8 protein-coding genes are annotated in these 13,272 nt (G+C 71.4%); 5 read left to right on the forward strand and 3 right to left on the reverse strand.

The features are described from left to right. The first annotated feature begins 217 nt into the window (after positions 1-217). The 4 genes from C503_RS0102785 to C503_RS0102800 all read left to right on the forward strand — a co-directional run bounded on the left by C503_RS0102785 (position 218) and on the right by C503_RS0102800 (position 7,653). Entirely contained in the window at positions 218-487 is a 270-nt protein-coding gene (locus tag C503_RS0102785; protein WP_018680675.1) for a hypothetical protein, read from the forward strand. A 48-nt stretch (positions 488-535) separates the two neighbouring features. Beyond that, a complete protein-coding gene (gene glmS / locus C503_RS0102790; protein ID WP_018680676.1) occupies positions 536-2,365 on the forward strand; it encodes a glutamine--fructose-6-phosphate transaminase (isomerizing) in 1,830 nt (609 codons plus the stop codon). Between the two features lie 190 nt (positions 2,366-2,555). Then, the gene (locus C503_RS0102795; protein ID WP_018680677.1) at positions 2,556-4,694 is read left to right on the forward strand and encodes a M4 family metallopeptidase; all 2,139 of its coding nucleotides are present in this window, start codon (positions 2,556-2,558) and stop codon (positions 4,692-4,694) included. 280 nt (positions 4,695-4,974) lie between these two features. Beyond that, complete coding sequence (locus C503_RS0102800; RefSeq protein WP_169514486.1) at positions 4,975-7,653, forward strand: AAA family ATPase; 2,679 nt, start codon at positions 4,975-4,977, stop codon at positions 7,651-7,653. Between the two features lie 93 nt (positions 7,654-7,746). Here the strand turns inward: C503_RS0102800 and C503_RS0102805 are convergent, their stop codons facing one another. From C503_RS0102805 to C503_RS0102815, 3 genes are all read right to left on the reverse strand, one after another. Continuing rightward, a complete protein-coding gene (locus C503_RS0102805; protein ID WP_018680679.1) occupies positions 7,747-8,325 on the reverse strand; it encodes a hypothetical protein in 579 nt (192 codons plus the stop codon). An 89-nt stretch (positions 8,326-8,414) separates the two neighbouring features. Continuing rightward, complete coding sequence (locus C503_RS0102810) at positions 8,415-10,100, reverse strand: bifunctional diguanylate cyclase/phosphodiesterase (protein WP_018680680.1); 1,686 nt, start codon at positions 10,098-10,100, stop codon at positions 8,415-8,417. Positions 10,101-10,196: 96 nt separating this feature from the next. Then, on the reverse strand, positions 10,197-11,318 hold the full coding sequence (locus C503_RS0102815; protein ID WP_018680681.1) for a lycopene cyclase family protein: 1,122 nt from the start codon (positions 11,316-11,318) through the stop codon (positions 10,197-10,199). A 284-nt stretch (positions 11,319-11,602) separates the two neighbouring features. Between C503_RS0102815 and C503_RS0102820 the strand changes: the two genes are divergently transcribed. After that, on the forward strand, positions 11,603-13,138 hold the full coding sequence (locus C503_RS0102820; RefSeq protein ID WP_026315917.1) for a deoxyguanosinetriphosphate triphosphohydrolase family protein: 1,536 nt from the start codon (positions 11,603-11,605) through the stop codon (positions 13,136-13,138). The last annotated feature ends 134 nt before the right edge of the window (positions 13,139-13,272 follow it).

Consider the following 13,272-nt stretch of genomic DNA (forward strand, 5'->3'; position numbering starts at 1 on the left):
GCCACCCCCACCCCAGCCACCCCCAACTGGACCACCACGCGGGATCGCGCCGGTCTCTTCCCACCCGATCCCGTGCGGCCCGGGGGGCCGAACGGGATCGGGTGGGAAGAGACCGGCTAAAGGCGATCCCGCCGCGAGGCGAAGCCGAGCCAACAAACACTGCCCGATATCGGGCACAGAGCTTGCTCTCTCGGCCGTCAAGGTGTCAGGGTCTGGCGTGACCGAGTCACCGCCGTCGGATCTGGTCCGGCATGTAGTGGGCACCACCGGGCTGCCGCCCGAGGTGGCCGCCCGTGTCGTGGCCGATGTCGTGGCCTATTTCGGGGAGACCGTCGAGCAGTACGTGCGGCGCAGGCACGGGGAGCTGCGCCGCGGGCAGCACCGCAACGCCGAGATCTGGGCGTTGCTGCGCGCCGAGCTGGCCGCCCGGCCGGTGGCCGCGCCGCCGCTGAGCGAGCGGCAGCTGCGCAGGCTGGTCTACGGGTGAGACCCGGGTCGACCCGGAAACAACTTCTACTGGCTGAGGGAGCCGCCTGTGTGTGGGATCGTCGGGTACATCGGGAGTCGGGTGGCCACGCCCGTGCTGGTCGAGGGGCTGCACCGGCTGGAGTACCGGGGCTACGACTCGGCCGGGGTGGCGGTGCTGCGCCGCGGCCGGATCACCGTGACCAAGGCCGCGGGCCGGGTCCGCGACCTGCGTGAGCGGCTGGCCGAGTCGGCGCCGAGCCCGGCCACCGTGGGCATCGCGCACACCCGTTGGGCAACCCACGGCGAGCCGTCGGACCGCAACGCGCACCCGCATCTGGACGCCGAGGGCCGGATCGCGGTGGTGCACAACGGCATCATCGAGAACGCCGAGCAGCTGCGCGCCAAGCTGGTCGCGGACGGTGTCGAGCTGGTGTCCGAGACCGACACCGAGGCGCTGGCGCACCTGATCGCCGCCGAGCTGGCCACCGCGCCCAGCCTGGAGGACGCGGTGCGGGCGGCGCTGCGCGGGGTGGAGGGCACCTACGGCCTGGTCGTGCTGGACCGTACCCGCCCGGACGAGCTGGTGGTCGCCCGCAACGGCAGCCCGATCGTGCTGGGCGTGGGCGACGGCGAGATGTTCGTCGCCTCGGACGTGGCCGCGCTGGTGCACCACACCCAGCGGGTGGTGTTCCTCGACGACGGTGAGCTGGCCACGGTGTCCGCAGGCGCGTACCGTACGTCCACCCTGGACTCGCGGCGCACCAGCAAGGAGCCCACCACCGTCGACCTGGTCGCCGACGACTACGAGCTCGGCGGGCACAGCGACTTCATGCGCAAGGAGATGTACGAGCAGCCGGAGGCGATCGCGCGGGCGCTGCGCGGGCGGCTGGACGAGCGGTTCGCCACCGCGCACCTGGGTGGTCTCGGGCTGGACCCGATGGCGCTGCGCGCGGTGAAGCGGGTCAAGTTCCTCGGCTGCGGCTCGGCCTACTACGCCGGTCAGATGGGCGCCACGCTGGTGGAGGAGCTGGCCAGGATCCCGGCCGACGCCGAGCCCGCCTCGGAGTTCCGCTACCGCAACCCGGTGGTCGACCCGGACGCCCTTTACGTGGCGATCTCCCAGTCCGGCGAGACCCTGGACACCCTGGCCGCGGTGCAGGAGCTGCGCCGCAAGGGCGGGCTGGTGATCGGCGCGGTCAACGTGGTCGGCAGCGCGATCGCCCGCGAGTGCGGCAGCGGCGTGTTCCTGCACGCCGGTCCCGAGGTGTCGGTGGCCTCCACCAAGGCGCTGACCAACATGACCGTCTCGTTCGCCATGCTGGCGCTGCTGCTGGGCCGGGTGCGCGACCTGAGCGCGGCCGCCGGGCAGCGGATCGTGACCGGGCTGCGCGCGTTGCCCGAGCGGGTCGACGAGATCCTGGCCGGGGAGTCCGAGGTGGAGCGGATCGCCAAGCGGTTCGCGCACGCCCGGCACATGTTCTTCCTTGGCCGGGTGCGCGGCTGGCCGGTGGCCCGCGAGGGGGCGCAGAAGCTCAAGGAGATCTCCTACGTGCACGCCGAGGCCTACCAGTCCGCCGAGCTCAAGCACGGCCCGCTGGCGCTGATCGACGCCGAGATGCCCAGCGTGGTGATCGTGCCGGAGGACGAGCTGCTGGCCAAGAACATCGGCACCATCGAGCAGATCCGCGCCCGCGGCGGCCCGGTCATCGCGGTCACCAACGCCGACCTGCCGGACGGGCTGGCCGACGAGGTGATCCGGGTGCCGCGCGGCGAGCCGGAGCTGGATCCGATCCTGCTCACCGTCCCCTTGCAGCTGCTCGCCTACCACACCGCCACCGCGCTGGGCCGCGACATCGACAAGCCGCGCAACCTGGCCAAGAGCGTCACCGTGGAGTAGTGCGAACGGGATGGTCAAGGGGTGCCATACCAACCGGATACCCACCCTTGAGCAACCCTTGCCCATCCCTTTGTAATATTCACCGTTCGCCATGTGACACCTAGTTTCCACGCACCGGCCCGTTTGCCCGTGTCGTGCCGCGAGGCACGCCGGGTCCCCTGTCCTTCCGGGCCGGTGAAGGAGAAACGACATGTCACGCAAGGCTGTGGTCGCTGCCGCGACCGCGGTGGCGACCGCCGCGGCGGGCGTGGTCATCGGGGTGACCGCCTCATCGGCGGGCGCTGCGCAGGACCAGCCCACCCGCGGCGCCAAGGCGCTGAGCCCGCAGGCACGGGCGTCCGAGTTGGACCGCGCAGGCGCGGAAGCCGACTCGACCGCCCGCGCGCTCGGCCTGGGCGCCAAGGAGAAGCTCGTCGCCAAGGACGTCGTCGTGGACAACGACGGCACCCGGCACGTCCGCTACGACCGTACCTACGACGCGCTGCCGGTGGTCGGCGGCGACATCGTGGTGCACCGCGCCGCGGACGGCCGGATCAGCACCACCGACAAGGCGACCGGCGAGACGATCAACGTCCCGACGGTCACCCCCGCGATCGCGGCCCCCAAGGCCGCCGCCGCGGCGCCCGCGCTGACCGCGGAGAACAAGACCGGCACGGCGAAGCCCGAGCTGGTCGTCTACGCGGTCAACCGCAAGCCGGTCCTGGCCTACCGCACCACCGTCGAGGGCGGCGGCGCGGAGGTCGTGGTCACCGACGCGGCCACCGGCGCGCTGCTCGACCGCTATGAGAAGCGGCACCAGGCCACCGGCAACGGCTACCACGTCGGCACGGTGGACATCTCCACCAGCGGCAGCGCGGGCAACTACACCCTGACCGACACCACCCGCGGCAACACCCGGGTGCTCGACGGCAACGGCGGCTCGGAGAACAGCCCGTCCTCCCGCGCCACCGCCTACACCGACGCCGACAACGTGTGGGGCAACGGCCAGCTCAGCAACCGCCAGACCATCGCCGTGGACGCGTACTACGGCCTGGCGAAGACCTGGGACTTCTACAAGAACACCTACGGCCGCAACGGCATCCGCAACAACGGCCAGGGCCACACGATGTACGTCCACATCGGATCCGGCCTGCTCAACGCCTTCTACGACGACTCCTGCTTCTGCATGGTCTTCGGCGATGGCAGCTCGCAGAACGGGAACACCCCGCTGACCCAGATCGACGTGGTCGGCCACGAGATGACCCACGGCGTCACCGCGGCCACGGCGAACCTCAACTACTCCGGCGAGTCCGGCGGCCTCAACGAGTCCGCCAGCGACATCTTCGGCACCATGGTCGAGTTCTCCGCGAACAACCCCAACGACCCGGGTGACTACTACATCGGCGAGAAGCTGCGCATGCCCACCGGGTACTTCCGGCGCATGGACAACCCCGCCGCCGACGGCAGCAGCCTCGGCTGCTGGAACAGCAGCGCGGGCTCGGTCGACGTGCACTACTCCTCGGGCATCGGCAACCGCTGGTTCTACCTGGCGTCCGAGGGCACCGGTGCGAAGACCATCGGTGGGCTCTCGCACAACGGTGGTACCTGCAATGGCACCACGTTTGCGGGCGTCGGTCGGGACAAGGCCGCGGCGATCTTCTACCGGGCGCTGAGCACCTACATGACGTCGACCACGAACTACTCCGGGGCGCGCACCGCGACCCTGCAGGCCGCCGCCGACCTGTACGGGTCCGGCAGCCAGGAGCGGTACCTGGTCAGCGTCGCGTGGGCCGCGGTGAGTGTGGGCACGGCACTGCCGCCGCCCACCACGACCACCACCCGTCCGACGAGCACCACGAGCCCGACCGGCCCGACCAACCCGACCACCACCACGACCACCACGACCACGCCGCCGACCGGCAACGCGGTCCGCAACGGTGACTTCGAGTCCGGCCAGACCGGCTGGAACGAGTCCGCGGTGGTCACCAACAACACCCAGCAGACGCCGCATGGTGGTTCGTACTACGCGTGGCTGTTGGGCAATGGCAGCACCGCGAGCGAGTCGATCAGCCAGCAGGTCGCCGTGCCGTCCACGGGGACGCCTACTCTGCGGTACTGGTTGAAGATCACTACGCAGGAGACCGGCAGCACGGCCTACGACGTACTGCGGGTGCAGGTCAACGGGACGACGTTGACCACGTACTCCAACGCGAACGCGGGGACCGGGTATGTGCAGCGGGTGCTGGATCTGTCCGCCTACCGGGGACAGACGGTGACGTTGCGGTTCGCCGGGGTGGAAGACGCGTACCTGGCGACCAACTTCCTGGTTGATGACGTGAGTATCGGATAGTTCTCTTTGCCCCCGTTCTCCGGCGGCGGCACTGCCGGAGAACGGGGCAATGGGCCCTGGGGTTCTGGGTAGTCGAGACACCCTCCTCTCTCTTCCCCCCCTTCCCCCCCAACCCCCTCCCCCCACCGCGAGATCGCGCCGGTCTCTTCCCACCCGATCCCGTTCGGCCCCCCGGGCCGCACGGGATCGGGTGGGAAGAGACCGGCTGAAAGCGATCGAGCCGCGAGGCGAAGCCGAGCCAACAAGCACAGCGTGTTGGTGGTTGGGTACGTTCTCGGGCATGTCGGCGCTGACTCCGGTTCTTGGGCGGGCCTCGGTGATCGCTCGTGGGCGGGTGGGGTTGGTCGACGGGGGCGGGGTGGTGTTGTTCGGGGCTGGGGGGATCGGGAAGTCGCTGCTGGTCGAGAGGCTGGTGGGGGAGTCCGGTGTGGAGCTGGTGCTGCGCACCTCGCCCGCGGTGGCTGATCGGGGGTTGCCGTATGTGGCCCTGTTCGATCTGTTCGCCAAGGTGTTGGGGACGTCCGGGGTGCGGTTGCCCGCGCATTTGAGGGCCGCGCTCGATGCGGCGTTGTTGCGGGCGGCGCCGGATCGGCCGGTTGATCCGTTGGCGTTGCGGTTGGCCGTGGTCGATCTGCTGCGGGGGCTCACCGAGCGTGGGTCGGTGTTGTTGGTCATCGACGACGCGCAGTGGCTGGATGCGGCGAGTGCGGATGTGCTTGCGTTTGCGGCGCGCAGGCTGGCTGAGCATCCGGTGCGGGTGTTGGTGGCCGAGCGTGCTGATGGTGGGCCGACGCGTACCGACCTGGTCCCGGCGCCCGCGGTCGAGGTCGAGGTGTCCGGGTTGGACGAGGAGACCACCGCCGAGTTGCTGCGTACGCGGTTGGAGCAGCCGTTGCAGCCGGACATCATCGCGCGGGTGGCGCGGGCCAGTGGCGGGAATCCGTTCTACGCGCTGGAGCTGGGGCGTGCCCTGGTCCGGCATGGCACGGTCGGGGCGGATGAGCCGTTACCGGTGCCGGATCGGCTGCGTGAGCTGGTCGGTGACCGGTTGGCGGAGCTGCCCGAGCAGGCTTGGGAGGTGCTGCGGCTGGTGACCGTGGCCGTTCGGCCTGGGCTCGATCTGTTACCCCTGGGCGACCCCGGGCTCGCCGCCGCCCGTGCCACCGGGGTGTTGGTGGCCGACCAGGACGGTGCGTTGCGGTTCGGGCATCCGTTGCTGGGGGAGATCGTGTCCGCGGCGGCCACGCCGGAGCAGCGGATGGCCGCGCACGCGGCGATGGCGGCCGTGGTCACCGACCCGATCGAACGGGCCCGGCACCGCGCGCTGGCCACGCCGAGGCCGGACGCGCCGATCGCGGGTGAGCTGGTCGAGGCCGCTCGGCTGGCCACCGCGCGCGGCGCCCCGGCGACCGCCGCCGACCTGCTGAGACTTGCCGCGCACCGCACGCCCGCGGCCGGACCGCGCGGGGAGCGGCTGCTGGCCGCCGCGCGTGCCGCCACCGACGCCGGACTCACCGATACCGCCGCTGACCTGTGCCGCGCGGTGATCCGCACGGCCACCGGCGCGACCCGCGCGTGGGCGCGGTTGCAGCTGTTCGACCTCGCGGGCCGCGACATCGTGGCCGTCACCGGGCTGCTCGACGAGGTCGCCGCCGACGCGGGCGACGACCCGGGCCTGCGCGCGGCGGTCGTGCTGCGCCGCGCCGAGGTCGGCACCAACCTCGGGCACCTCGCCGAGGTGCAGGCGCTGCTGGACGAGGCAGACGAGCTGGCCGCGCGCGCGGGTGACCCGGACCTGTCCACCCGGGCGCTGATCATGCGCATCCCGTTCGCCGCCACCGCCGGGCCCGAGGTCGAGTCGGACCTGCTCGGCAGGCTGGAGCGGCACACCGCCGACCTGCCGCTGTCCGAGTCGGTGGTGTTCTCCCGGCTCTACCTGGCGGTGATCAGCCTGCGCCGGGGCGCCACCTCCCGCGCGGTGGAGCTGCTGGAGCGGCTGCGGCACGAGACCGAGGTGGCGGGCCGGGTCCGCGACGAGATCATGGTGCTGTACTCGCTGACCTCCGCCTACGAGCGCGCGGGCCGCTGCGCCGACGTCCGCCGCACCGCCCTGCTCGGCGCGCGGCTGCGGGTGGACGTCGACCGGCACCCGGGCGTCGGCCTGACCATGCGGGCCATCGCCGAGCTGAACACCGGCGGCCTCGCCGAGGCGACCACGCTGCTGGAGCGCGCCGCGGCGGCCGACGAGCAGGCCCGCGACAGCGAGTGGGCCGCCTACGCCAACGGTTTACGCGGTCGGGTCGCCTTCCTGCAGGGGGACTTTCGCGCGGCGGCCCGGTTGCTCGGGATCTGCCGACGGACCTTGCACGACATCGGCTTCCCGGACCCCGCGCTGTTCCTGGTGGACGCCGACCTGGTCGAGTCGCTGGCCTGGTCGGGCGGCACCGACCAGGCCGCGGAGACCCTGCGCGACGCCCGCGCCCGGGTCGCCGCCCAGGGCCGCACGGTGATCACCCTCGGGCTGGACCGTGCCGCCGCGGTGCTCGCCGCGATCACCGGCGACCCGCGCGGCGGCGCGGACGCCCTGCGCGCCGCCATCCCCAAGTCCCACCCGTACCCGCTGGAGCTGGCCCGCGCCTGGTTCACCCTGGGCGTGCTGGAACGCCGCTCGCGCCGCAAGGCCGCCGCCCGTGACGCCCTGGCGGAGGCGCTGAACCGCTACACCGCCGCCGGGTGCCTGCCATGGGTGGAGCGCGTCGCCCAGGAGGTGGCCAAAGTGGACGCGCCGGACGCGCCACTGTCCGAGTTGGAGCACCGGATCCTCGACCAGCTCCGGGATGGCGCCACCAACCGGCAGATCGCCGCCGCCCTGCACCTGTCGGTGAAGGCGGTGGAGGCCAACCTCACCCGCCTCTACCGGAAACTCGGGGTCCGCAACCGCGCCGAACTGCCTTTGTAGTCGGATGCCCGCGACGCTTGGGCTCCATCGGTGACTGTGCGGTTGCCGGATCGGGAACGATGCCGGGCGGGAAGTGGGGGCGGGTGGTGGGACTCAATGGCTCTGCACCCACCACCAGCCATCGCCTAGTTCAAAAGATGGGTGGACCGGGAATCCATGGAGGTCTATCTGTTGGTCGGGATCGCCGTCGAGGTGGACGAAGCCGCGCGCGTACTCGGGGTCGTCTTTGGACCGGTTGAGGAACCACGCGGGGTGGGCGCGGTCGTAGCCGACGGTGTAGATGTCGCCGGTGGTGGACAGATCGTCCAGCGGGTCGGGCAGTTCGCGGCGCTCGCGCGGGATGACGTCCATCCACCCTGGAGACTCGACCAGCGTGGCGGCACCGGCGAAGTCGGCGCGGTGCAGTGCGAAGTAGACCCGCGCGTACACCGCCGACCACTGGGGGAGCAGCGTCGCCGCCGCCACCGTGACCGTCGCGACAAGCCCCACCACCATGTGCCGCCAGCCGTGCCGACGGGCGCGGGTGGCCGTGAGACTGCCGGTGAACAGCGTGAGCGGCACCCCGAGAATCAGCACCAGCGACCGAGCGTCGAGATACAGGCCGAGCGCGACCAGCGGCACCCACCCGACCGGCAGCAGGGCGTAGGGCAGCCACCAACGCGCACCCGCCACGGTGCCTCCTCGTCGACCGTCCACTTCCGACCCCAGGGAACACCGGGGTGCGCGGACGCCGAGTGGCGGACCGGTGAAGATTCCGCGCGTTATCCCACCCGGGCGTGCTGGGCGCGGGAGCCGCGCAGCACCTCGACCCGGTCGCTGCCCGGACGGCCGAGCACCCAGCTGGACCCGGGCACGGCCTTGGCCTGTTTCTTCAGCGGTGCGAGCAGCCGGGAGGCGTCCCGGTAGCTGCCGACCGAGCCGACCCCGCAGACCAGCGAGGCCAGCGACACGCTGACGGTCATGTTCTCGGTGACCCACCGCCGGTCCACCAGCCTGCTCGCCAGGGTGGCGATCTCGTCCAGGTCGGTGACGATGAGGAAGTCGTCGCCGCCGACGTGTGCCACCCGGGTGCCGCGCAGGTCCCGCTCGGCCTCGGCCAGCGCGTGCCCGATGTGCCGGATCAGGTCGTCCCCGGCGGCGAACCCGACGGTGTCGTTCACCAGCTTGAAGGAGTCCACGTCCAGCCAGGCCACCACGAACATCTCGGCGTGCTGGATGCGCCGGTCGATCTCCCGGTCCACCGCCTCGCTGCCGGGCAGCCGGGTCAGCGGGTTGAGCGCGGCGGCCTGCTCGATCTTGGCCTCGGCGATGCCGCGGACCACCTCGGAGAGCCGGGCCACCCCGACGCAGACCCGGTCCGCGTCGACCACCACGACCTCGTCGCCCTGCCGGTCCCAGTCCACATCGCCGACCAGGTCGAGCAGCTGCAGGCAGGTGGCGTCGGCGCGGATGGCGCGCACCATGTCACCGTGCCGCACCGCGGGCTTCTTGGCGTTGAGCGCGTGCCCGTAGAGGCCGGTGACCGCCAGCAGGAACCGGCTGCGCAGCAGCGAGACCACCGGCCTGCCCTCCGCGTCGACCAGCACCACGGTGCTGACCTGCGGGTTCTGCGCGAACGTGTCGCGCGCCTCCTCGGCGGTCGCGCCCTGGTCCATGATCGTGGCCGGGCGCAGGAAGTCGGACACCAGCGGCACGGTGGCCGCGCCGGTGGTCGCGTTCAGCTCGATGATCTCGGCGACCGGGCGGGGCAGCGGCAGGCTGATGCCGCCGGAGCGGGACTCGCCCGCCAGCAGGTTGCCCTGCGCCAGCCGCACGCCCAGCCGGTTCAGGCAGAGCAGCTGCTCCTCCGACTCCACCCCGACCGCGGCGAGCCGGATCCCGGTGCGGGTGCAGTACTGCGCCAGGCACTCGACCACGGCCAGCGCGGCCGCGTCGTCGGGCAGCCCGCCCACCAGTCGCGGGTCGATCTTGACCAGGTCCGGCCCGACATCGGCGAGCAGCGAGAGCGGCAGGTCGCCATCCCCGAGCCCGTCGAACGCGATCCCGTACCCGTCCTCGCGCAGCGCGTCCAGCCCGCGGATCAGGTTGCCCCGGTGCACCCGGCTGAACGGCGGCGTGATCTCCAGCACGATGTCGGACGGCCGCCTGCGGGTCTGCGCGAGCGCGGGGCGCAGGAACCGCACCAGGTCGGCACTCGCGGCCGCGGTCGCGGCGACGATGTTGATGTGCAGCGGCAGCGGCGGCTCTTGTCGGGCGGAGGCGAGCACGGCCCGGCTGGCGAGCGAGATGTCGGTCTCGATCAACCGCCCCGCCTTCCCGGCGGCGCGGAGAAGATCGTAGACGGCACCGGTCCGGGGACGGGCGAGCGCCTCGACGGCGATCGGTTCACCGGTACGGGTACTGAGCAACGGCTGAAACGCGAAGCTGACGTCCGGCGCGACGGTCACCCTGTCATGGTGCCAAGGGGACCCGCGAAGGTGATAGTTAGTCACCATCTGTTCACCCAGCCGTGTTCTCGATAACGACGGTCGTACCGTACACCGTCACCGTGGTGAGGAATACCGCGAAAGCGCCAGCTTCCCGCGAATCTCCCACGGAACCGCACCGAACACCTCGACCATCGCGGCAGCCGTGCCCCGGACGTCCTCCCGCCCGCTGAGGAACGTCCGCTGCAGCTGGTCCGGCAGCTCGAAAAACACCTGGAAGAACGTGCTGAGCTGCCCCGGCGACATGGCCAGCAGTGCCCGCAACCCGTAGCGCCGCAACCGATGCACGACCCGCGCGGCGGGCGACCAGATCACCCGCCTGGCCGCTTCCGCGGCGGCTTCCGGGCTGGTATCGAGGTTGTCACCGATCGCCGCCGCCACTCCCGGCGCGACCGCGAGCGCGTCACCGACGCTGTAGCCGGTGGCGGGGTGAACCATGCCCGCCGCTACTCCGAACGGCACGGAACCGCTGTGCCACACGGGTGTCGGTCGAGAGTTCACGGAGAACCGGACCCGCTCCTCGGCCAACGGCTCGACATGTCCGATACGGCACCGCAACCTGTCCCGCAACACTTCCCACGAAACCCCGGGCCTCGCCGCGAGCGACGTCTCCTCCAGGAGGGTGCGCCCATCCGAGAGCGGAACCGCATAAAGAAAGCTTGCGTCCGGTCCCCACTCCATGAACACCGCCTCACCCGACTGGACATGCGCCTCGGCGTCCTCGGAACGCACTACGACCCCGTAGGCCGTTTGCTCTATCCGTTGCCCCTTGGCCGGTCCGCCGGAGAGGACCCGGCGCTCGCCACTCGCGTCGATGACCACCGCGCAGGCGAGTCGCTGTCCGGACTTGAGAAGGACGGTGGCGCCTTGCCTGCCGTAGCGGGCGGCCGTGGCCTGGTCGTCGATGGGGTGGATGGCGGGGTGGGCGAAGGAGCGGAGGACGGAGGGGTTGTCGAGGATGGAGTAGCCACGGGCGAGCAGGCGGCCGGAGGCGTGGACCGCGGTGGCCCGGGTCAGTCCGGAGCCTGGCGGGAGGGCGTGTTCCTGGTCGGACCAGATGCCGTAGGTGGCGGGCCAGCCGGTCGGGGGGCCGACCAGGCCGACGTCGAACCCTCGCCGAGCACACGCATACGCGACAGCCCGTCCAGCAGGCCCGGACCCCACCACCACGACATCCATGCGGACAACGTAGTGGTGCGACTCAGAACGTCGACCGCGTCTGGACCCGCCGATACACGGCCGACGTCCTGAGTCGCACCACTAGCCACGGGGAAGGAACCAATCAGCGCCAACGACCGCATCCCGCGCCCCGACACCCCGCACAACAAACCTGACCGACAACGGCAGCCATCCCGCCAGCCGAACGGGATCCCGTTCCTGCTCGTGGCCAGGGACCCTGCGGCGGTCGCCTGCGACAAACCCCGCACCCTGCCGCCACTCGCGCCACCCCCTAGGCTCCCCTCATGTCGCCCACCGACCCCCGCACAACCCGCCGCGACGGCACTCCTTCGTTGGGCGACCTGGCCCCCACCCCCTTCCGCGCCGACCGCGACCGCATCGTCGCCTCCCCCTTCTTCGCCCGCCTCGGCGGTGTCACCCAGGTGGTCAGCGCCAGCGGCTCCGGTCTACTGCACAACCGCCTCACCCACAGTCTCAAGGTCGCCCAGGTGGCCCGCGCCATAGCCGAGCGCGTCAAGAACAACCCCGTCGTCGAACGCCTGGGCGGCTGCGATCCCGACGTCGTGGAAGCCGCGGCCCTCGCCCACGACCTGGGTCACCCGCCGTTCGGTCACCTCGGCGAGCAGGTCCTGGACCGCCTCGCCCGCCACCGGTTCGGTCTCCCCGACGGTTTCGAAGGCAACGCCCAGAGTTTCCGGATCATCACCACCATCGACACCCGTGGTCCCCGTGCCGCCGGTCTCGATCTCACCGCCGCCATCCGGGCCGCCACCCTCAAGTACCCCTGGACCCGCCTCTCCCACCCGACCCCGCACCCCCGCACCCTCCCCGACCCGCCGCGCGGTGCCGCCGAGCCGAGTGACTTCCCGGGGACCGGGTCCAGCAAGTTCTCCGCCTACGTCACCGAGCTCGACGACCTCGTCGAGGCCCGCACGCTCGCAGGCGCGCTCGAACCGTGGCAGCAGACCATCGAGGCGTCGGTGATGGACAACGCCGACGACATCGCCTACGCGATCCACGATCTGGAGGACTTCCACCGCATCGGCGTCCTGCAGCACGCGCCGGTCTCCGCGGAACTCGGCCAGTGGGAGGCGGACCGCGCCGAGTTCGGCAAGATGGACGAGGACGAGCTGGCCGCCGCGCGCAGGCCGGGGCAGTCGCTGGAACGGCTGCGGCGGCGGCTGCACGCGCGGGACTCCTGGATGGTCGACGACGACGCGTTCGCCGCCGCCGTCTCGCGGGTCCGGGCCGAACTGGTCGACGATCTCCTGGCCATGCCGTTCGACGGTTCGGTCGCCGCGGAGCAGGCGTTCGGGAGGTTCTCCGCCGGGTGGACCGCCAGGCTCGTCGAGGGGATGCACGTTCTGGAGCAGCCGCCCACGCGGTCCGGGCATGTGCTGCTCGCGCCCCAGCAGTGGCACGAGGTGCAGGTGCTCAAGTTCGTGCACCGGCGTTTCGTCCTGTTGCGTCCCGATCTCGCGCTGCACCAGCGCGGGCAGGCGCGGCTGCTCACGAAACTGGTCGAGGCGTTGGAGCAATGGCTCAGCGACCGCTATGAGGCGGACCGGCTGCCGCGTCGGCTGCACGACCTGGTCGAGTTGGCCCGCGGTGAGTACAGCAGGCTCGCGGAGGAACACCCGACGGCGCTTGTCGGTGCCACCGGGGAGATCCCGGAGGGGCCCGCAGCGCTGCTGGCGCTCGCGCGCGGCCGGGCGGTGATCGACTTCGTGGCGTCGTTGGCCGACGGGCAGGCGGCCACCCTGCTGGAGGCACTCTCCGGCCGTACCGGGCAGTTCTGGTCGGACGCGTTCGTGCTGTAAGAAAGCACGGTAAGAAAATACCGAGTGTCACCAATAGCTTGGTAAAGCTCACTCGATCGGCTGATGCCACCCCGTTAGCGTGAACCCTAGTTTGGCCCGAGCCGGAGGCTCCTCCGGCAGAGGGCGGCGTGGGT

This window comes from Actinokineospora enzanensis DSM 44649, assembly GCF_000374445.1.
In the GTDB taxonomy this organism is placed as follows: domain Bacteria; phylum Actinomycetota; class Actinomycetes; order Mycobacteriales; family Pseudonocardiaceae; genus Actinokineospora; species Actinokineospora enzanensis.

What these genes read in the sequence shown, in the direction of transcription:
- C503_RS0102800 (WP_169514486.1), top strand. Translation starts at nt 4,975, where the DNA reads ATGTCGGCGCTGACTCCGGTTCTTGGGCGGGCCTCGGTGATCGCTCGT.
- C503_RS0102795 (WP_018680677.1), top strand. Translation starts at nt 2,556, where the DNA reads ATGTCACGCAAGGCTGTGGTCGCTGCCGCGACCGCGGTGGCGACCGCC.
- C503_RS0102815 (WP_018680681.1), bottom strand. Translation starts at nt 11,318, where the DNA reads ATGGATGTCGTGGTGGTGGGGTCCGGGCCTGCTGGACGGGCTGTCGCG.
- C503_RS0102820 (WP_026315917.1), top strand. Translation starts at nt 11,603, where the DNA reads ATGTCGCCCACCGACCCCCGCACAACCCGCCGCGACGGCACTCCTTCG.